Origin of the sequence: Brevundimonas sp. 374, from assembly GCF_900102995.1 — a bacterium.
GTDB lineage: Bacteria > Pseudomonadota > Alphaproteobacteria > Caulobacterales > Caulobacteraceae > Brevundimonas > Brevundimonas vesicularis_C.
On record NZ_FNKT01000008.1, the window covers coordinates 45,577 to 63,032 of the forward strand.

The 17,456-nt window shown below is 66.6% G+C and carries 17 protein-coding genes; 9 read left to right on the plus strand and 8 right to left on the minus strand.

From position 1 onward, the window contains the following. Positions 1-52: 52 nt before the first annotated feature. The 3 genes from BLR19_RS14180 to BLR19_RS14190 all read right to left on the minus strand — a co-directional run bounded on the left by BLR19_RS14180 (position 53) and on the right by BLR19_RS14190 (position 2,169). Positions 53-514, minus strand: a complete 462-nt coding sequence (locus BLR19_RS14180) for a hypothetical protein (protein ID WP_091752367.1) — start codon at positions 512-514, stop codon at positions 53-55. Positions 515-593: 79 nt separating this feature from the next. Then, positions 594-1,367 carry a metallophosphoesterase family protein gene (locus tag BLR19_RS14185; protein WP_176758363.1) on the minus strand — a complete coding sequence of 258 codons (774 nt, stop codon included), beginning with the start codon at positions 1,365-1,367 and terminating at the stop codon, positions 594-596. Positions 1,368-1,380: 13 nt separating this feature from the next. Next, positions 1,381-2,169: a nucleotidyltransferase family protein gene (locus tag BLR19_RS14190; protein WP_055754649.1), complete on the minus strand. Its 789-nt coding sequence runs from the start codon at positions 2,167-2,169 to the stop codon at positions 1,381-1,383. Between the two features lie 132 nt (positions 2,170-2,301). Here BLR19_RS14190 and BLR19_RS14195 point away from each other — a divergent pair, with 132 nt between their 5' ends. After that, a complete protein-coding gene (locus BLR19_RS14195; RefSeq protein ID WP_255366702.1) occupies positions 2,302-4,425 on the plus strand; it encodes a response regulator in 2,124 nt (707 codons plus the stop codon). 173 nt (positions 4,426-4,598) lie between these two features. After that, positions 4,599-5,648 (plus strand): ribonucleotide-diphosphate reductase subunit beta, encoded by a 1,050-nt coding sequence (locus BLR19_RS14200; RefSeq protein ID WP_091752373.1) that lies wholly within the window; start codon positions 4,599-4,601, stop codon positions 5,646-5,648. Positions 5,649-5,670: 22 nt separating this feature from the next. Here BLR19_RS14200 and BLR19_RS14205 read toward each other — a convergent pair whose 3' ends face one another. Next, on the minus strand, positions 5,671-6,087 hold the full coding sequence (locus BLR19_RS14205; protein ID WP_055809387.1) for an ester cyclase: 417 nt from the start codon (positions 6,085-6,087) through the stop codon (positions 5,671-5,673). 312 nt (positions 6,088-6,399) lie between these two features. Between BLR19_RS14205 and BLR19_RS14210 the strand changes: the two genes are divergently transcribed. Continuing rightward, a complete protein-coding gene (locus tag BLR19_RS14210) occupies positions 6,400-7,035 on the plus strand; it encodes a glutathione S-transferase family protein (RefSeq protein WP_091752376.1) in 636 nt (211 codons plus the stop codon). Positions 7,036-7,041: 6 nt separating this feature from the next. Here the strand turns inward: BLR19_RS14210 and BLR19_RS14215 are convergent, their stop codons facing one another. Then, complete coding sequence (locus BLR19_RS14215; RefSeq protein ID WP_091752426.1) at positions 7,042-7,545, minus strand: hypothetical protein; 504 nt, start codon at positions 7,543-7,545, stop codon at positions 7,042-7,044. Positions 7,546-7,691: 146 nt separating this feature from the next. Between BLR19_RS14215 and BLR19_RS14220 the strand changes: the two genes are divergently transcribed. Together BLR19_RS14220 and BLR19_RS14225 are read left to right on the plus strand one after the other, a co-directional pair. Next, the gene (locus tag BLR19_RS14220; protein WP_091752379.1) at positions 7,692-7,955 is read left to right on the plus strand and encodes a hypothetical protein; all 264 of its coding nucleotides are present in this window, start codon (positions 7,692-7,694) and stop codon (positions 7,953-7,955) included. Between the two features lie 66 nt (positions 7,956-8,021). Continuing rightward, positions 8,022-9,113, plus strand: a complete 1,092-nt coding sequence (locus BLR19_RS14225; protein WP_066553790.1) for an NAD(P)-dependent alcohol dehydrogenase — start codon at positions 8,022-8,024, stop codon at positions 9,111-9,113. Between the two features lie 4 nt (positions 9,114-9,117). Here BLR19_RS14225 and BLR19_RS14230 read toward each other — a convergent pair whose 3' ends face one another. Next, the gene (locus BLR19_RS14230) at positions 9,118-10,590 is read right to left on the minus strand and encodes a sensor histidine kinase (RefSeq protein WP_066625151.1); all 1,473 of its coding nucleotides are present in this window, start codon (positions 10,588-10,590) and stop codon (positions 9,118-9,120) included. Further along, on the minus strand, positions 10,587-11,336 hold the full coding sequence (locus tag BLR19_RS14235; RefSeq protein ID WP_091752429.1) for a TVP38/TMEM64 family protein: 750 nt from the start codon (positions 11,334-11,336) through the stop codon (positions 10,587-10,589). The genes BLR19_RS14230 and BLR19_RS14235 overlap by 4 nt, the downstream gene beginning before the upstream one ends. 126 nt (positions 11,337-11,462) lie before the next feature. On the opposite strand from BLR19_RS14235, the gene rpmH reads away from it, so the two are divergent. Genes rpmH through yihA form a run of 4 tightly spaced genes read left to right on the plus strand, consistent with a single transcriptional unit; the run spans position 11,463 to position 14,487 of the window. Continuing rightward, positions 11,463-11,597: a 50S ribosomal protein L34 gene (gene rpmH / locus BLR19_RS14240; RefSeq protein WP_003164000.1), complete on the plus strand. Its 135-nt coding sequence runs from the start codon at positions 11,463-11,465 to the stop codon at positions 11,595-11,597. Between the two features lie 30 nt (positions 11,598-11,627). Beyond that, entirely contained in the window at positions 11,628-12,044 is a 417-nt protein-coding gene (gene rnpA / locus BLR19_RS14245) for a ribonuclease P protein component (protein ID WP_091752382.1), read from the plus strand. Further along, on the plus strand, positions 12,041-13,837 hold the full coding sequence (yidC, locus tag BLR19_RS14250; protein WP_091752385.1) for a membrane protein insertase YidC: 1,797 nt from the start codon (positions 12,041-12,043) through the stop codon (positions 13,835-13,837). Before rnpA ends, yidC begins: the two co-directional genes overlap by 4 nt. Beyond that, positions 13,834-14,487 (plus strand): ribosome biogenesis GTP-binding protein YihA/YsxC, encoded by a 654-nt coding sequence (gene yihA / locus BLR19_RS14255; protein WP_091752388.1) that lies wholly within the window; start codon positions 13,834-13,836, stop codon positions 14,485-14,487. The genes yidC and yihA overlap by 4 nt, the downstream gene beginning before the upstream one ends. Before the next feature lie 96 nt (positions 14,488-14,583). On the opposite strand, the gene BLR19_RS14260 is transcribed toward yihA, so the two are convergent. After that, positions 14,584-17,448, minus strand: a complete 2,865-nt coding sequence (locus BLR19_RS14260) for a M16 family metallopeptidase (protein WP_091752391.1) — start codon at positions 17,446-17,448, stop codon at positions 14,584-14,586. Positions 17,449-17,456: the final 8 nt, after the last annotated feature.

A 17,456-nucleotide genomic window follows, 5' to 3' on the forward strand; every position in this document is an offset into this window, starting at 1 on the left:
AAACTCCGCCCTCAGCCGCCCCGTCTCAAGTGAAATCGCGGTAAGGCTTGGCTTACTGCGGCGTCGCCGGCGCAGAGGCGGCAGGGGCTGCAACAGCGGCGTCGATCTTGCCTCGGACATCAGCAGGGATGCCCTTGATCTGCTGGATCGCAGGCGCGAGTTGTTCGGGCGTCGCCTGGCCGCTGCTGACGGCGAACGTCTGGACATCTTCGGCGAAGGCGTCGACCTGGGGCTGATATTTGGCTTGGATGGCGTCCAGGTCGGCCTTGGCCTTGGTCTTGTCGGCCTGAGCTGCGGCGGCCTGCATCTCGCTGGCCATCGTCTCCATGACTTGGCCGAAGGCTTCCGCCTTGGCCTCGAAGGCGGCTTCCTCGGGACTGTCCGCCTCTTCGGCCGGTTCAGGCGCCGCAGCGGCTTGGGGCGCAGGGGCAGGGGCGGCGGTCTGACCGGCGGCGAAGGCGGGGGTGGTCAGGGCCAGGACGGCGACGGCCGCGGCGGAAGACAGAAGGCGCATCGGAAACTCCACGATGGGCCGCCTTGCGGCCCCGAACGAGGCTGCATCCCAGCCCCGGCCGCACCCTCCTACAGTCCGGTCAGATTTCAAAGACCCGATAAGGCTTGTCGCCCAGGGTCTTCAGCACCGGCAGGGCGACATTATAGACGGGCGTGCCCTTGGTGGTGCGTCCCTCCGGTCCGCCGCGATGGGCGTGACCGTGAACGATCAGGCGAACATTGTCATAGCGGTCGATGGTTTCGGCCAGGCGCGACGAACCCAGGAAGGCGTGGATTTCGGGCGGCTCGCCCATCACCGTCTCGACCACGGGCGCATAGTGCAGCAGCACGACCGAGCGTTCGGTGCGCAGCATGCGGATCGAGTTTTCGATCAGATTGGCGTCCTCGACCGCCTCCTGCACGAAACGCTTGATCGAGGCCTCGCCAAACGAGGAGAGCATGTAACGGCCGAAGCCGCCGACGAACCCCTTGCCGCCCGCAAAGCCGACGCCGTCGATCTCATAGGCCTCGCCGGTGAGCATCTTGACCCCGGCGTCGGTCAGCATCTTGGTGACGACCTCGGGCTGGCCGCACTCGTGCTCATGGTTGCCCAGCACGCCGACCATCGGGATTTTGCAAAGCTTGAGATCCTCAAGCAGCCGCTCGACCTCGGGCGTCTTGCCGTAGTTGGTCAGGTCGCCGCACAGGCACAGGACATCGGCGTCGTCCGACACCCGCTCGAACAGGTCGCGGTAGCGATGCTCTGTGGTTTCGCCGACGTGAAGGTCGCCGACGGCGGCGACGCGCAGTGTCTTGGCGGGGCCGGGCTCCAGGCCGGGTTGGGTCGTCTGGGGATCGGGGACGGCGTCGGTCATGGCGGCTTACCTTTCAGTGGCCCAGGTTGACGGGGTCGTGGCGTTCCTCCAGCCCCTTGCCCACCACGTCGCCGAAGCCCCATTCGGCGACGTCGGCGACATAGTCGCGCGGGCTGAACAGCCGGCCGCGACAGACCTTCACGCGCGGCGCCGGCAGATCGATCTGGGCCGTCAGTCGCTGGACCAACTCTTCCATCAGCCAGCGCGGAATCCGGTCGCGCTCGGTCGGATAGGCGAAGCGGAAGTTCAGCAGATGGGCGGCCAGCACTTCCCAATACAGGTCCATCTGGTCCAGCAGGCTCTTCCAGTCGATGGCGTCGGACTGTTTCAGGATGACGTGGTTCACATCGGCCCCGTCATAGCGATAGCGGTCCTGAATGAAGACCTTGGACAGGATCAGGGCCGTAGGCGGGGTGATCTGGACCTGATGGCCATAGACGGTGATCCGGTCCTCGCTGAACCAGCTGTCGGACACGGCGATGGTGCCGTTGGACATGGCGAAGATGACGTCGAAGAAGTGTTTCTCGTCCTTCCAGACCTTGGCGATCCAGCGCTCGTCCTCGACGTCGGTTCGGTAGCCGTGCTTCTGGAAGAAGGCCAGGATGCGGGGGTAGTCGCCAGGCTTGCAGAAGACGTCCAAATCCTTGGTCGGACGCCGGATGCCGGTGTAGGCCGTTACCGCATAGGTGCCCGAAAGCAGGAAGGGGATGCCGCTTTCCTTCAGCAGGCGCAGGCTCTCTTCATAGAAGGCCAGGGCGTCCGCCGGCGGCTCGAAGGTCGGTTCGGCGATCACGTCTGACATCGGCTGGGGCCCTTTGCTGGCAAGGGCGAGTAAACGGCGACGCTGAACGGCGGTTCCGCAATCCTACCTAGGTGGGCCGCTACGGGATCCTTAACCCCTGCGTGTCACTGTTCCGTTATGGGGCTGAAGTGGGTGAACGCAGAAGGCGGGCGCTGGCGGTTTTTCCGTCACGAGGCCGGCCGCGCGGCTGGGCCGTCGCCCTACGCCTATGTGGCCTTGTTCGCCCTGTGTCTGTCGGTCGCTCAGTGGAGCATGCATGCCTTCGGCGCCACGGTTCTGTGGCCCGCCAACGCGGTGCTTCTGGCCGCCGTCCTTCAGCTTCATCGTCGCCAGGCCATCGGCGTCATGCTCGCCTGCGCCGCGATCAACCTCGCCAGCAACATCGTGCGCGGCGACCCCGGCGTGATGATGTTCACCAATGTCGCCCTGAACCTGACGCAGGTTTGCATCGCCGCCGTGCTGGCGCGCCGTTTTTGCGGGGCCGCGCTGGATATGCGCCGGCCTTGGCGTCTGTTCCGTTTCGCCGTCTTCGCCGCCGTACCGGCCGTCTTGATCAGCACCCTGCTGGCGGGCGCGGTCGCGGTGCTGATGAGCTGGAAGGTGCCGGGCACGCTGGCGTTCCGGATGCACCACCTGTTCGACATGGAGCTGCTGGCGATGATGATCGTCACGCCGTCCCTGTTGCTGCTGGCGCGCAACCATCGTTTCAGGGACGACGCCCAGGCCACGATGACGGAGGCGGCCGCCCTGCTGGTTCTGGTCGGCGGCGTCACGCTGTGGGTGTTTACCCAGTCGTCGGCGCCGGTGATGTTCGCGGTGCTTCCGCCGCTGATTCTTCTGGCCTTCCGGCTCGGTCCGCCTACCACCGCCTGCGCGGTGGTGCTGGTCGCGGCCATCGGCGGCGCCGCCACGCTGGGCGGCCATGGGCCGGTCGTGCTGACCCGCCTGCCGCCCGATCCGGTTCTCGCCGCCCTGCCTGAGGTGATGCGCCAGATGAACGTGTTTCATCTGTTCCTGCTGTGCGTCGTCGGGTCTGTCCTGCCCATCACCACCCTGTCGACCGAGCGTCGGCGTCTGACGGCGCGTCTGCGGACGCGCACGGCGGCGGCGCTGGACGCCCTGGCCCGGGCCAAGCGCGCCGATGAGGCGAAGTCGCGCTTCCTGGCCTTGATGAGCCACGAGATGCGAACCCCCCTGACCGGGGTCACCGGCTATGCCGACCTGTTGTCGCGCTCCACCAGTCTGGACGCCGAGGGCCATCGGCAGGTCAATGCGGTGCGCCAGTGCGGCGAATCCATGCTGCGTCTGGTCGAGGACTTGCTGGAGATTTCGCGCGGAGGCGACGAGGTCGTGCTGAAGCCCGCCGATCTGCGCGCCTTGATCCAGGACGCCGTGGCGCCGGCGCGCGAGTGGGCCGAGGTCCGCGGCCTGACGTTCGACCTGCACATTGCGCCGGAGGCCGAGGGCTGGGTGCTGACCGACATGCGGCGGCTTCGCCAGATTCTGCATCATCTGACTCTGAACGCCTCGAAATTCACCTCGCACGGAGGCGTGGGCGTCATGGTCGATCGGACCGATGACCGGCTGCGGATCGCCGTGTCGGACACCGGCTGCGGCATGGATGCCGAGACCCTGGCCGGCGTGTTCCGCCTGTTCGAACAGGCGGACGCCTCCACCAGCCGCGCGCATGAGGGGGCGGGCGTCGGCCTGGCCCTGGCCAAGAGCCACGCCGAGCGGCTGAACGGAACGATCGCCGTCGAAAGTGTGCAGTGGCAGGGCTCGACCTTCACCGTGGAGATCGAGGCGCCGGTCGTGGTTCCGGTGGAGACGGAGAGCGGCGCGCCGCTGGACAGCCGTCGCATGAAGGTTCTGATCGTCGACGACCACCCGGCCAATCGGGATCTGCTGCGCATCATGCTGCAGGCCGCCGACTGCGACACCGCCGAGGCCTGCGACGGGCGCGAGGCGGTGAACGCCGCCTCGGCCGAAGCTTTCGACCTGATCCTGATGGATGTGCGCATGCCGGTGATGGATGGCTTGGCCGCCACTCGCGCGATCCGCGCCCTGGCCGATCCCGCCAGCCAGACGCCGATCCTGGCGGTCACCGCCGAGGCCATGCCCGAAGACGCCGCACGGTGCCTGTCCGCCGGCATGGACGGTCATCTGGCCAAACCGGTGACCCAGGCCAAGCTTTATGCCGCCATCGACGAGACGCTGAGAGCCGCTGCGTCGCGACTGGACGCCCAAGCCGCCTGAGCCGTCGGGCGCGGCTTCATCCCCAGGCCCGTCCCCAGGAATGTGCGGCACGGACACAACATCTAGCGGTCGCGATAAATTGTGATCGCAACATAGACCTATTTTGACTTGGCGCCGACGTCTTCAAACCGCATGGTGAACGCGTCTTCAGAATCGCCCTCAGGTCCAGTTCGATGAACGCCATCACTCCGATCATCCTCCCCGAGCGCGCCGGTCTTCTGACCCCGTCGGCCGCCTACAAGCCGTTCCGCTATCCGTGGGCGTTCGACATGTGGAAGAAGCAGCAGCAGGTCCACTGGATGCCCGAAGAGGTGCCGCTGGGCGAGGACGTCAAGGACTGGGCCTCGACCCTGAACGACGGCGAACGCAACCTGCTGACCCAAATCTTCCGCTTCTTCACCCAGGCGGACATAGAGGTTCAGGACAACTACATGGAACGCTACGGTCGGGTCTTCAAACCGACCGAGGTCAAGATGATGCTGGCCGCCTTCGGCAATATGGAGACGATCCATATCGCGGCCTACGCCCTGCTGCTCGAGACCATCGGCATGCCCGAGAGCGAGTTCGGCGCCTTCATGGAATACGAGGCCATGCGGGACAAGCACGACTACATGGGCCAGTTCGGGGTCGATTCAGACGCCGACATCTGCCGGACTCTGGCCATGTTCGGCGGCTTCTCGGAAGGCGTTCAACTGTTCGCGTCCTTCGCCATGCTGATGAACTTCCCGCGCCAGAACAAGATGAAGGGCATGGGCCAGATCGTGTCCTGGTCGGTGCGCGACGAGAGCCTGCACTGCGAAGGCATCATCAAGCTGTACCACGCCTTCAACAAGGAGACGGGCGCCGTCACCAAGTCGGTCGCGGACGACATCGTCGACTGCTGCAAGACGGTGGTGAGCATGGAGGACAAGTTCATCGACCTGGCCTTCGAGATGGGCTCGGTCCAGGGCATGACGCCGGACGACATCAAGCAGTACATCCGCTTCATCGCCGACTGGCGCCTGCGTCAGCTGAAGCTGCCGGAAGTCTATGGGGTGACGGAAAACCCGCTGCCCTGGCTGCAGTCGCTGCTGTCGGGCGTCGAACACGCCAACTTCTTCGAGGCCCGCGCCACCGAATATTCCAAGGCGGCGACGCAAGGAAACTGGCACGGCGCCGACGGCGTCTGGACCGAGTTCGACCGCATGATGGCGCGCCGCGACATGAGCTTGGTCGCGGGCTGAACCCGCGACCAGGGGCGCGGCCTCAGACGGGGGCCGCGCCGATCTGTTTGAGGATGCCCAGCTCGTCGGAGCTGCCCCAACGTTCGACCATCTTGCCCTCCTCGAACCGGCCGATCTGCATCCCGCGAACCTCGATGGACTTGCCCGTAGCGGCTACGCCCTGGAAGTCGCCCTTGTGCGTGCCGGTCAGGGTGTAGGCGAAGGCCACCTGATCGCCTTCGCTGAGCATGGTCTGAGGTTCGACCTTCAGGTCGGGGAAGGCGGTCCGCATCTCGGTGAAGAAGGCCTTGAAGCCTTCGGGCCCCGGTCCCTGACCCGGTGCGGGATCGTTGTCGACGCAAGCCTCCGCCACGACCTCGGGAAAGGCGTCCAGAGCGCCCGTGTTGACGATCTCGCCGAAGCGTTTGGTTGCGGCGATATTGGCGGTGGCATCGGCCATGAAGGGTCTCTTTCGCTTGGGGTTCGATAGAGACAACCGCCCGATCCCTCTATGGTTTCAGCCGGCACGGTTTATTGCGCTGGCCGGATCCAGGCCGGTCGCGCGATGAGGCCTTGCAGAGGCCCGACCGGCATAGCCGCGCCTGTTCCTGCCAAGGGGCGTAGTCGCGATCATATTGCTCCGGGCTGGCGCGGTGTCGAGGGCGTCTGGGGCGCGTTCGATCGCATGATGGCGCGGCGCGACATGAGCCTGGCCGCGGGCTGACACATCTCCCATTTCGGGCGTAGGCTCTCTCGAAAGGGAGAGCACCCCATGAGCGAAGAGATCGTCTTCTACACCAACCCCATGTCGCGCGGACGCATCGTTCGCTGGATGCTTGAGGAGGCAGGCCAACCCTATCGCACCGTCGTGGTCGACTATGCGGCGATGAAGTCGCCGGACTATCTGGCGATCAATCCGATGGGAAAGGTGCCGGCCATCGCCCATCGCGGCGTCGTCGTGACCGAATGCGCCGCCATCTGCGCCTATCTGGCCGACGCCTTTCCTGAAGCCGGCCTGGCGCCGTCGACGGACGATCCGCTGCGCGGCCTTTATTATCGCTGGATGTTCTTCTCCGCCGGACCGGTCGAGGCGGCGGTGACCGCCAAGTCGCTGGGCCAACTGCCGCCGCCCGAGAAGTCGGCCATGGTCGGCTACGGCTCGTTCGATCAGGCGATCGACGGGCTGGAACATGCGCTGGATCGCAGTCCGTGGATCCTTGGCGAGGGGTTCAGCGCCGCCGATGTCTATGTCGGCAGCCAGATCGCCTGGGGGCTGATGTTCAAGAGCCTGCCCGAACGGCCGGCCTTCGCGGCCTATGCCGAACGGATCACGACGCGACCGGCCGCTGTTCGCGCCCGCGAAATCGACGACGCCCTGATCGCCGAAGCGAAAGCCAAGGCGGACTGATGACGTTTACTGCGCCGGCGCGACCCACGCCGGTCGGGCGGTGCAGGCGGGGCGGAAGCCCGTGCGGCACAGTCGCACCTGTTCCTGCCAGGCGGTGTAGTCGCGGTCGTATTTCTCCTGCGCCAGCCGCGCGGTCTCGGCGGCGGCGCGCGCCTGTTCCTCGGCCTGGCTGACCTCGATCTGATGACGGGCCAGGGCGGCGTCGTAGTCCAGACGGTTGGCGGCGTCGGTCTTGTCGGCCAAGGCGTTCTGGGCGGCGATCTCGTCGTTCAGAGCGCGGGTGGTGCGCAGTTCCTCTTCGGTTTGCTGGGCGTCGCTTGCGCGATGATAGGCCTCGCCCCGCGCCTTCAGCAGGGCGTCGCGGCTGGCGGGATCGGCCGGGTCGGGCAGGGCGCGCTGATCGCGATAGGGGTCGGCGGTCGCCGGCGCCGTCGTCGTCTGGGCGGCGACGGGCGCGGTCTGGGCGGCGACCAGCAGGGCGGCGGCGATGGCGGCGGTGCGAACGATCATGACTGTCTCTCCCGAGGCCGTGGCGTTCTGCGCAGCTTGGCCATTGTGATCCTGCTGCACAACGCCGCAGCGATGAAAAGGTGGCGAAAGGCTCGGCTTCGCGTCATGGTCGATCTCTCCAGACCGCAGCCTATCCGAGAAGACCGATGATCCTGAGCACCGCGTCCGGCGACTTCCCCATTCCCGCGGAGGTCGCGCGCCAGTTGCCGAACGTGCCGGCCCTGCCCGATACGACCGCCGCGGACGCCCGGCTTCAGATCGAGGACTTCCGTCACTGGCTGGACGCCTCGCCCGAGCACGCCATCGACTATGAGCGGCTGCGGCGCTGGCATCTGGTTCAGGAGGAGCTGGCGGCCCAGGCCAAGGCGGAGAATCGGCCCTTCGTCGTGTCGGACGACGGTCTGGAATAGGGCGACGCTGGAACGTCTTCGAGCGCGGGGGATTGCGGCAACATCCCCTTGCCCCCGGAGACTTTCATGTTCCAATCAATCGGTTACGGCGCAAAGACCGCCCGGTCGAAGCTCGAGCCCATGACGTTCGAGCGCGACGATCCCAAGCCCAACGAGCTGGTGATCGAGGTTCTTTACGCCGGCGTCTGCCACTCCGACATCCACCAGGTCAAAAACGAATGGGCCAACACGGTCTATCCGTGCGTGCCGGGCCACGAGATCGTCGGGCGGGTCAAACAGGCGGGCGCCGAGACCTCGCGCTTCAAGGAAGGCGATCTGGTCGGCGTCGGCTGCATGATCGACAGCTGCCGCCAATGCGAGGCCTGCAGCGCCGGCGATCAAAACTACTGCGAGGGTCCGAACAGCTGGTTGGCGACCTATAACGGTCCCATGACGCCGGCGACCGAGACCGAAGACGGCGCCAACATGTACGGCCGGGACAATACCTACGGCGGCTATTCCGATGTGGTGGTCGTGCCGGAGGACTTCGTGTTGCGAATCCCCGAAGGCCTGGACCCCAAGGCGGCTGCGCCCATTTTGTGCGCCGGCGTGACCACCTGGTCGCCGCTGAAACACTGGGGCGTCAAGGCGGGGGACAAGGTCGCCGTCCTGGGCTTTGGCGGTCTGGGCCATATGGCGGCCAAGCTGGCCAAGGCTCTGGGGGCGGAAGTGACCGTCCTGACTTCGACGCCCGAGAAGATCGAGGACGCCAAGCGGCTGGGCGCCGACGCGGCCCATATCGAGACGGACAAGACGGCCCTTGCGCCCCTGGCGGGAACGTTCGACTTCATCCTGTCCACCGTGCCCGAGAAGCACGAGATCGGCGCCCTGCTGGACCTGATGAAGCGCGATGCGGCCTTCATCGTCGTGGGCAATCTCGATGTCGTGGACGGGGTCGATAACTCCAAACTGGCCTTCAAACGCCAGACCGTCGGCGGATCCTTGATCGGCAATCTTCAGGAAACCCAGGACGTGCTGGACTTCTGCGCCGCCAACGGCGTGGCCCCCGAGGTCGAAATGATCGACATCGCCGAGATCAACGACGCCTATGTGAAGATCGAGAACGGCGAGGCGCGCTACCGCTACGTCATCGACATGGCGACCCTGAAGGCGGCCTGATCGCCTATCCGGGCAGGCGCAGTTCGAAGGCTGCGCCTGTTCCGTCGGTCTCGACCAGCCGCAGGTCGCCGCCGTGAAGGGCGGCCAGCTCGCGCGAGATGGTCAGGCCCAGGCCCGAACCGTCCGAGCTCTTTGAGCTGACGAAGGGTTCGAACAGTCGTTCGGCCAGACGCGGCGGAATGCCGGGGCCGTCGTCGGCGATGCGCACGACGCAGAAGCCGTCCTGACCGAAGGCGCTGACGGTGATGGCGCCCTTGCCGCGCCGCTCGGGCGGACGCGTGGGATCGGCCTCGATGGCCTGGCGGGCGTTGCGCATCAGATTGACCAGGATGCGATACAGCTGATCCGGGTCGGCCTCGACGGCGAACCGCGGCGGCAACTGTTTGACCAGGCGCACCCCGTCGGGATCCAGCCCGGCGTCCTCGGCTGCCAAGGTCAGCGCCTTGGTCAGGACGACGCGGGTCTTCTGGGGGGCGGGCTCCTCGCTCTTTCCGTACTCCAACACATTGCGGGACAGGCCGGCGGCGCGACTGAGCGCGCGCTCCAGCCGGGGCAGAGCCTTGGCTACCTGCGGGTCGGCGGAGGTCGCCAGCCGCTCGGACGCCATCTGGGCCGAGGTCAGCATGTTGCGCAGGTCGTGGTTGATCTTGGCCACCGCCTCGCCCAGCGCGACCAGACGGGCACGAGAGCGCAGGGAATGGCGCACCTCCTCCTGCATCCGGCTGAGTTCGCGCTCGACGCGGCCGATCTCGTCGTGGCGATCTGACGGCGCCTCGGCCTCGCTCTCGGGATCGGCGGCGAAACGCTCCATCGAGCGGGTGACGCGACGCAGCGGCCGCAGCACCAGCAGGGCCAGACCGCCATACAGCAGCGCGCCCGCCGTCACCGACACCAGCAGGGACACCAGCAGGCTGTTCAGCAGGAAGGCGCGCAGCTCAAGCTTCAGCGGCTGGGCGGGGGTGACGATCTCGATGAAGTCGCCGGAACGATAGCGCGGCTTGGCCTGAACCCGCAGCGAGCGGTCCGGATGGCCGAACAGGGTGCGCCACGGGTCGGTCAGGCGCGACCAGCTGTCCTGACGCCTGAGGTCGATCAGTTCGGGCGCGCGGGGCAGGTTGGGGGCCTGAAGCAGCAGGCGGCGCACGCCTTGCTCTGTCAGGGCGACCGCCTGAACCCCGCCGATCCGCATCAACTCGGCGGCCGTGTCGTCCTCGACCGCGCTATAGGGCAGGGCCTCGACCCCGACCGAGGCCAGTTCGGCGGCCTGGAGCCGGTCGCGCAGCCAGCGCTCATGGAAGGCCGCCAGGTTCGGGCCCAGGATCAAAGCCTCGACCGCGAGGGTGAAGGCGACGGTCAGCAGCAGCAGCCGCGCCGACAGACCGTCGGGCGCGCGCGGCGTCAGGCGCTCGCGCCAGAGATTGGCCTGGTCCGGCGTCAGGTTCAGCCGCGCCGCGATCCGGTCGAACAGGGCGCTCATGCCGCTGTCGCTCCGATCCGCCGTGCACGGATCATCTGGAACAGCTTGATGCCGATGGGCAGCAGCAGCGACAGGAAAACTACGCCCATCAACGGCCAGAAGAACTGTTGCAGCAGCATCGGCAGGTCCGGCTGCACGCCCGCGCGCAGCAGGTCGCCGAGTTGCGATCCGATCCAGGTGTAGATGAAGGTGGACGGCAGCAGTCCGATGAAGGTGGCGATGATGTAGGGCCTCAGCGGCACCGCCATCATCCCCGCCGTCGCGTTGACCAGGACGAAGGGCACGCTGGGGATCACGCGCAGGGTGAACAGGGTGGTGAAGGCGTTGCGGTCGATGCCCTTGGCCAGCCGATCCATGAAGCCGGCGTCGGCCTCGAACTTGGCGCGCAGCCAGGAACCGATCGAGGTGCGATAGACATAATAGATGACGACCGAACCGATGGTGGCCCCCGTCGCCTGGGCCAGGGCCCCGACATAGGGGCCGAACATCATTCCGCCCAGCAGGGTCAGGAAAACGGGTCCGGGAATGGTCGAGGCGGTCGCCAGGGCGTAGACGGCGATGAAGGCGACCAGCGCGATCCACCAGTTCTGTTGCGCATAGGCCTGAAGGTTCAGCCCGTGCTCGCGGATCAGATCCATCGACAGATAGCGGTTCCAGCCCAAGGCGAAGAAGGCGACCACCAGCCCGGCGATGGCCGCCAGCGGCGCCAGCCGCAGGGCCCATTCCTTCGCCGTTCGTTTCGCCATCCGTTTCATCGTCCCGAAATGCCGTCCGAGCGTTGACTCACGCGGACATGCGACTTATACGCCCGCCCTTCCTGCGGCGGACGCCTCTTGCCCCGTCGCCCAACCTTTTAACGTCAGGAGCCGACCGTGAAGCGGACCTATCAGCCGTCGCGACTCGTGCGCAAGCGCCGTCACGGCTTCCGCAGCCGGATGGCCACCAAGAACGGCCAGAAGATTGTTGCGCGCCGTCGCGCCAAGGGCCGCAAGCGCCTGACGGCGTAAGCGGCTTACGCGTCCGGATCTTTTGGACGCATGAGCGACCTTTTACAGATCAAGCGTCTGTTGCGGCGGCCCCAGTTCCTGGCGGCCGCCAAAGGCGTTTCCGAGGCGCGCGGCGCCGTGGTGATCCAGCGGCTGGAGCGCGGCGACGGTTCGCCGCACATCGGCCTGGGCTTCACCGCCACCAAGAAGATCGGCGGGGCGGTTCAGCGCAACCGCGCCAAACGCCGTCTGCGGGAGGCCGCACGGGCCATGCTGGCCCAGCACGGCGTGCCCGGAAGCGACTATGTCTTCATCGCCCGCATGGGCACGACCGAGCGTGCGTGGGACCGTCTGCTTGACGACGTGAAATCGACGCTTACAAGGCTGGCGACACCGCGACATGATCGGGGGGCCCACAAGCCCTCGCCCGCCCGCGCCCCCTCCGGCCAGGACCGCCAGAATCCATGAAAAACGAAAACACGCGCAACACGATCATCTTCATCGTGTGCTCGGTCCTGATCATGGGGATCTACTATTTCGCCGTGCTGCGTCCGCAGGCCGAGCGTCGCGCCGTGCAACAGCAGGCCCAGGCCGAACAGTCGCAGACCGCTGACAACGCCGCGCGCACGGCGCTGAGCCCGCAGGGGCCGACCTTCGTCACCGACCGCAGCCAGGCGCTGAGCACCGCCGCGCGCGTGCCGATTCAGTCCGGCACGCTGAAGGGGTCGCTGTCGCTTCAGGGCGGCCGGATCGACGACCTGTTCCTGACCGACTACCGCGAGGTTCAGGACAAGCCCCAGCCGGTGGAGCTGTTCCGGCCGCAGGGGATGCAAAACGCCTACTTCGCCCAGTTCGGCTGGACCGGCCCCAATGTCGCCGGCGGCGTGCCCGGACCCAATACCGTCTGGCGCCTCACCAATGGGTCGACCCTGACGCCGACGACGCCGGTCACCCTGACGTGGGACAACGGCCAGGGCCTGCGCTTCACCCGCGTGATCTCGGTCGACGACAAATACGTCTTCTCGGTGCAGGACACGGTCCAGAACCTGGGCACGCAGGCGATCACCATCGCCCCCTACGGCAGCGTCCAGCGCCAGGGCGTGCCGCCGGCAGCGGGCTCGTCGCACATCGTCCACGAGGGTGCGATCGGCACCTTCGGCAAGCCGGGCGACTACCGGACCGAGCAGAAAAAATACAAGGACTGGCTGAAGGAGCCGCGGATCGAGAACGCCTCGATCGGCGGCTGGCTGGGCATCACCGACAAATACTGGCTAGCGGCCCTGCTGCCTCAGCAGAACGAGGCGGTCGAGACCGAATTCCGCGTCCGCGACCTGAACGGCGCCCAGCAGCTGGAAGCCAATGTCCTGGGCACGACCCGCACCATCCAGCCCGGCGCCACCGCGACCGAGACCCAGCGCCTGTTCGCCGGGGTCAAGCGCGCCGAGGTGCTGAAATCCTATGAGCAGAGCCTGAACCTGCCGCGCTTCGTCTATGCGATCGACTGGGGAATGTTCTGGTTCCTGACGCGTCCGATCTTCTGGATCCTGGAGAACGTCTATGGCCTGGTCGGCAGCTTCGGCGTCGCCATTCTGGCCCTGACCGTCATCGTCAAGCTGGTGATGTTCCCGCTGGCCAACAACGCCTACGCCTCGATGTCCAAGATGCGGAACCTCCAGCCCAAGATGGAGGAGATCAAGAAGAAGTTCAAAGACGACCCCCAGAAGCAGCAGCAGGAGACGATGGCCCTGTACCAGCGCGAGAAGATCAATCCGGTCGCCGGATGCCTTCCGCTGGTGCTGCAGATCCCGGTCTTCTACGCCCTGTACAAGGTGCTGACTGTGACCATCGAAATGCGTCACCAGCCGTTCCTGGGCTTCATCCATGACCTGTCGGCGCGCGACCCGTCGTCGATCTGGAACCTGTTCGGCCTGATCCCGTGGGATCCGGCGATGGCGCCGCTGATCGGCGGCCTGTTGGCCGGCCCGCTGCACCTGGGTCTGCTGGCGATCGCCTATGGTCTGACGATGTGGCTGCAGACGGCGATGAACCCGCCGGCGGCCGATCCGGTCCAGCGCCAGATCTTCCAGTTCATGCCGCTGCTGTTCACCTTCATCATGGCGCCGTTCGCGGCGGGCCTGCTGATCTACTGGGCCTGGTCCAACATCCTGACCATCCTGCAGCAGTATGTGATCATGCACCGCTACAAGGCCGAGAACCCGATCGATACCTTCTTCGCCCGGTTCAAGAAGTCACCGGCGTGATCGACGAGACCGAGTTCACGCCCGAGGACATCGAGGCGGCGCGCGTCCTGTTCGCGCGGCCTGCGACCTTCGTCATGGGCGCGGCCAAGATCGAGCAGTTGCCCGACCCCGATCTGCCCGAGATCGCCTTCGCGGGCCGCTCGAACGTGGGCAAGTCCAGCCTCATCAACGGGCTGGTGGGCATGCACAAGCTGGCCCGCGCCTCGAATGAGCCGGGCCGCACGCGCGAGGTCAACTTCTTCGACCTGGATGGCCGGATGCGTCTGGTCGACCTGCCCGGCTATGGCTGGGCGAAGGCGTCCAAGACCACGGTCAAGAGGTTCCAGGATCTGGGCCGCGACTATCTGCGCGGCCGGGTGACGCTGAAGCGGGTCTATCTGCTGATCGACAGCCGCCACGGGCTGAAATCAGTGGATACGGAGGCGCTGGATGCGCTGGACCTGGCCGCCGTCAGCTATCAGATCGTCCTGACCAAGGCCGACAAGCTGAAGAAGGGCGAGGGCGAGGCCGTGCAGGCCGCGACCCTGAAGGCCATCTCCAAACGCCCCGCCGCCTTCCCGGTGGTGGCCCTGACCTCGTCGGAAAAGGGTCTCGGTCTGCCCGAACTGCGCGCCGAGATCATGCGCACGACGGGCGCGACGCTGGACTAAAGGCCCTCATCGTCGGGTCACACCCGAGCATGACGGCAAAAAGAAAAGGCCCGGAGATCGCTCTCCGGGCCTTTGTCGTTCTGGTCTGTCGTCGCCCTACTGGGCGGCGGGGGCCGCCGCGCGGACCTCGACAGGGATGCCCAGGGCGTCCAGTTGCGGCTTGACCACCGAGGCGTCGCCGACCACGACCCAGACGAACTTGGACGGGTCGATGGCGGCCTTGGCGGCGGCGTCCAGCTGGGCTGCGGTCAGGGCGTTGGTGCGCGCCGCGATGGTTTCCGGATAGTCGTCCGGACGGCCCAGCAGGGCGTTGGAGCGCATCGCCCCGAGGACGGCGGCCGAGGTCTCGTAGCTGCCGGCCAGACGGCGGGTGTTGCCGTTGATCGTGCGTTGTAGCTCTTCGGGCGTCACGCCCTTGCCGCCCGACAGGAAGTCGTTGAACTGCTGGTTCAGGGCTTCGATAGCCGGGCCGGTCTTGTCGGCCTGGACCGGGGCGGTGACCAGATAGGGCACGCGTCCGGCGAACGGATTGACCGAGGCGTTGACGCCGTAGGACCAGCTCTTGGTCTCACGCAGATCCGAGTTGATGCGCGACAGGAAGTCGTTGCCGAGCACATTGTTCGCCGCATTCAGCACCAACAGGTCGTCGGTGCCCGACAGGCCCAGGACCTCGCCGCCCATGATGTAGGACTGGGGTGATTGCGGACGGTCGATCAGCACGATCTTGGGCGTCGCGGCCGGGATCGGGGCCGAGAAGTCCTTAACGGCCTTGGCCGATGCGGGCGGGACCCATTGACCGAAGGCGCTGTCCAGGATCGGCGTCAGCTCGGCCAGGGGGCGGTCGGAGACGACAAACAGCTTGGCGTTGTCCGGGCGGATCCACTTGGCGTAGTCGGCGCGGATGTCGGCGTCGGTGATCGCCTTGACGCTGGCCTCGTCGCCGTTGCCGCTGAACGGACGGCCATAGGGGCTGTTCGGCCCGTACATCAGTTCCGGCAGGGCGCGGCTGGCCAGGGCGGCCGGCTGGGTCCGCTCGGCGGCGATGCGCGACAGGCGGGTGGCGCGCAGGCGCTCCAGCTCGGCCGGGGCGAAGGCGGGATTGCGCACCACCTCGGCCATCAGATCCACCGAAGGCTTCAGGTTCGGCGTCACCGCCGAGAGCTGGACGACCGAGCTGTCCATCGTCGCCCCGGTGGTGATGGTTGCGCCCAGGGCTTCCTGCGCCTCGGCCAGTTGCGTGGCGTTCAGGGTGCGGGTGCCCTCGTCCATCAGGTCCAGCATCAGGGTCTGCAGACCCAGTTTGGACCGGTCGTCGGCGGCCAGACCGGCGTCGAAGTCGAGCGCGATCTTCGTCGTCGGGGTGGCGTCGCGCTGGGCGTAGATCACCTCCATGCCGTTCGACAGGCGGGTGCGCTCGACGGCCGGGAAGTCGACGTTGGCGACCTGACCGATCTCGGGCTTGGGCATGCGCGGCTTCCGCTCGATTTCCGGAGCCGGGGTGCGATTGGCGCCGGACGGCGCGGCGGCCGCCTCCTGATAGGCTTCGCGCTGGCCGGGCAGGGTGGTCAGCGTATAGGCCGGACGGGTCAGCCACTTCTGCATCGCCGCCTTGACCTGGGCCGGCGTGACGGCGGCGTAGGCCGCCAGCTGCTTCTTGTAGAACTCCGGATCGCCGGCATAGAGCTGGCCTTCGGCGAGCGCCGTGGCCTTGCCGCCGAAGCCGCCGACCTGTTCCAGGCCCTGGATGCGGCGCGAGGCGTATTGGGTGACGACGCGGTTGATCTCGTCCTGCGTCGGGCCGTTCGCGATCAGGCCGTTCAGGATTTCACGCATGCGCGCCTCAACGGCGGCGGGGTCTTCGCCCGGCTTGATCGTGGCGCTCATCTCGAAGATGCCGACGCGGTGGAAGGCGCTGTTGCCGGCGCTGGCCGAGACGGCGGTCTGTTCGCCGCGCACCAGCTCATTGTCCAGGCGCGAGGAGGCCAGGCCGCCTAGGACCGATGCCGCGACGCTGAGCGGCACGGAATCCGGGTCCAGCATGCCGGGCACGGCCCAGCTGACCTCGACCTGGGCGTTCGAGACGCGGTCGTGGGTGGTTTCGCTGAGCGGGGCGGACAGGGTCGGGACCGGAGCCTGGGCGGGATTGTTCACCGGACCCTTGGCGATCGGGCCGAAGTATTTGTCGGTCAGTTCACGCGCCTTGGCGGGGGTGATGTCGCCGGCCAGCACCAGAACGGCGTTGTTGGGTCCATAGTTGGAGGTGAACCAGTCGCGCACCGTCTGCATCGAGGCGGCGTCCAGGTCGGCCATCGAACCGATGGTCGAGTGGCGATAGGGGTGGCCTTCGGGGAACAGGGCCTCCAGCTGTTTGTACTGGTTCAGGCCATAGGGCTGGTTGTCGCCCTGACGCTTTTCGTTCTGGACGACGCCGCGTTGCAGATCGAGCGTTTCCTGGCTGATGGCGCCCAGCATGTAGCCCATGCGGTCGCTTTCCATGAACAGCGCCTGTTCCAGCGCCGGAGTCGGGACCGTCTCGAAATAGTTGGTGCGGTCGAAATAGGTGGTCCCGTTCATGTCGGTCGCGCCCATGTTGCGCATCGGCGTGAAATAGCTGCCGGGCGCATTTTCCGAGCCGCCGAACATCAGATGTTCGAACAGGTGGGCGAAGCCGGTCTTGCCGGCCGGCTCATCCTTGGAGCCGACGTTGTACCACACCGAGACGGCGACGACGGGGGCCTTGTGATCCTCATGGACGAGGACGGTCAGGCCGTTGTCGAGGGTGAACTTGGTGTAGGGGATGTCGACTTCGTTGATTAGCTGCGACACCGGCGCGGCCTGGACGGCGGGTGCTGCAGCCTGACCGGCGGCCTGGGCGGCGGTTGCAGAGGCCACGGAGGCCCAGACGGGCGTTGAAACCGCCAGAAGGGCGGCGGCGGCGACGAGAGAGCCAGTGCGGCGCATGCGATATC

Excerpts from the sequence above, each read along its gene's own strand:
- BLR19_RS14180 (WP_091752367.1), bottom strand. The coding sequence starts at position 514 with ATGCGCCTTCTGTCTTCCGCCGCGGCCGTCGCCGTCCTGGCCCTGACC.
- BLR19_RS14185 (WP_176758363.1), bottom strand. The coding sequence starts at position 1,367 with ATGACCGACGCCGTCCCCGATCCCCAGACGACCCAACCCGGCCTGGAG.
- BLR19_RS14190 (WP_055754649.1), bottom strand. The coding sequence starts at position 2,169 with ATGTCAGACGTGATCGCCGAACCGACCTTCGAGCCGCCGGCGGACGCC.
- BLR19_RS14200 (WP_091752373.1), top strand. The coding sequence starts at position 4,599 with ATGAACGCCATCACTCCGATCATCCTCCCCGAGCGCGCCGGTCTTCTG.
- BLR19_RS14205 (WP_055809387.1), bottom strand. The coding sequence starts at position 6,087 with ATGGCCGATGCCACCGCCAATATCGCCGCAACCAAACGCTTCGGCGAG.
- BLR19_RS14210 (WP_091752376.1), top strand. The coding sequence starts at position 6,400 with ATGAGCGAAGAGATCGTCTTCTACACCAACCCCATGTCGCGCGGACGC.
- BLR19_RS14215 (WP_091752426.1), bottom strand. The coding sequence starts at position 7,545 with ATGATCGTTCGCACCGCCGCCATCGCCGCCGCCCTGCTGGTCGCCGCC.
- BLR19_RS14220 (WP_091752379.1), top strand. The coding sequence starts at position 7,692 with ATGATCCTGAGCACCGCGTCCGGCGACTTCCCCATTCCCGCGGAGGTC.
- BLR19_RS14225 (WP_066553790.1), top strand. The coding sequence starts at position 8,022 with ATGTTCCAATCAATCGGTTACGGCGCAAAGACCGCCCGGTCGAAGCTC.
- BLR19_RS14230 (WP_066625151.1), bottom strand. The coding sequence starts at position 10,590 with ATGAGCGCCCTGTTCGACCGGATCGCGGCGCGGCTGAACCTGACGCCG.
- BLR19_RS14235 (WP_091752429.1), bottom strand. The coding sequence starts at position 11,336 with ATGGCGAAACGAACGGCGAAGGAATGGGCCCTGCGGCTGGCGCCGCTG.
- rnpA (WP_091752382.1), top strand. The coding sequence starts at position 11,628 with ATGAGCGACCTTTTACAGATCAAGCGTCTGTTGCGGCGGCCCCAGTTC.
- yidC (WP_091752385.1), top strand. The coding sequence starts at position 12,041 with ATGAAAAACGAAAACACGCGCAACACGATCATCTTCATCGTGTGCTCG.
- BLR19_RS14260 (WP_091752391.1), bottom strand. The coding sequence starts at position 17,448 with ATGCGCCGCACTGGCTCTCTCGTCGCCGCCGCCGCCCTTCTGGCGGTT.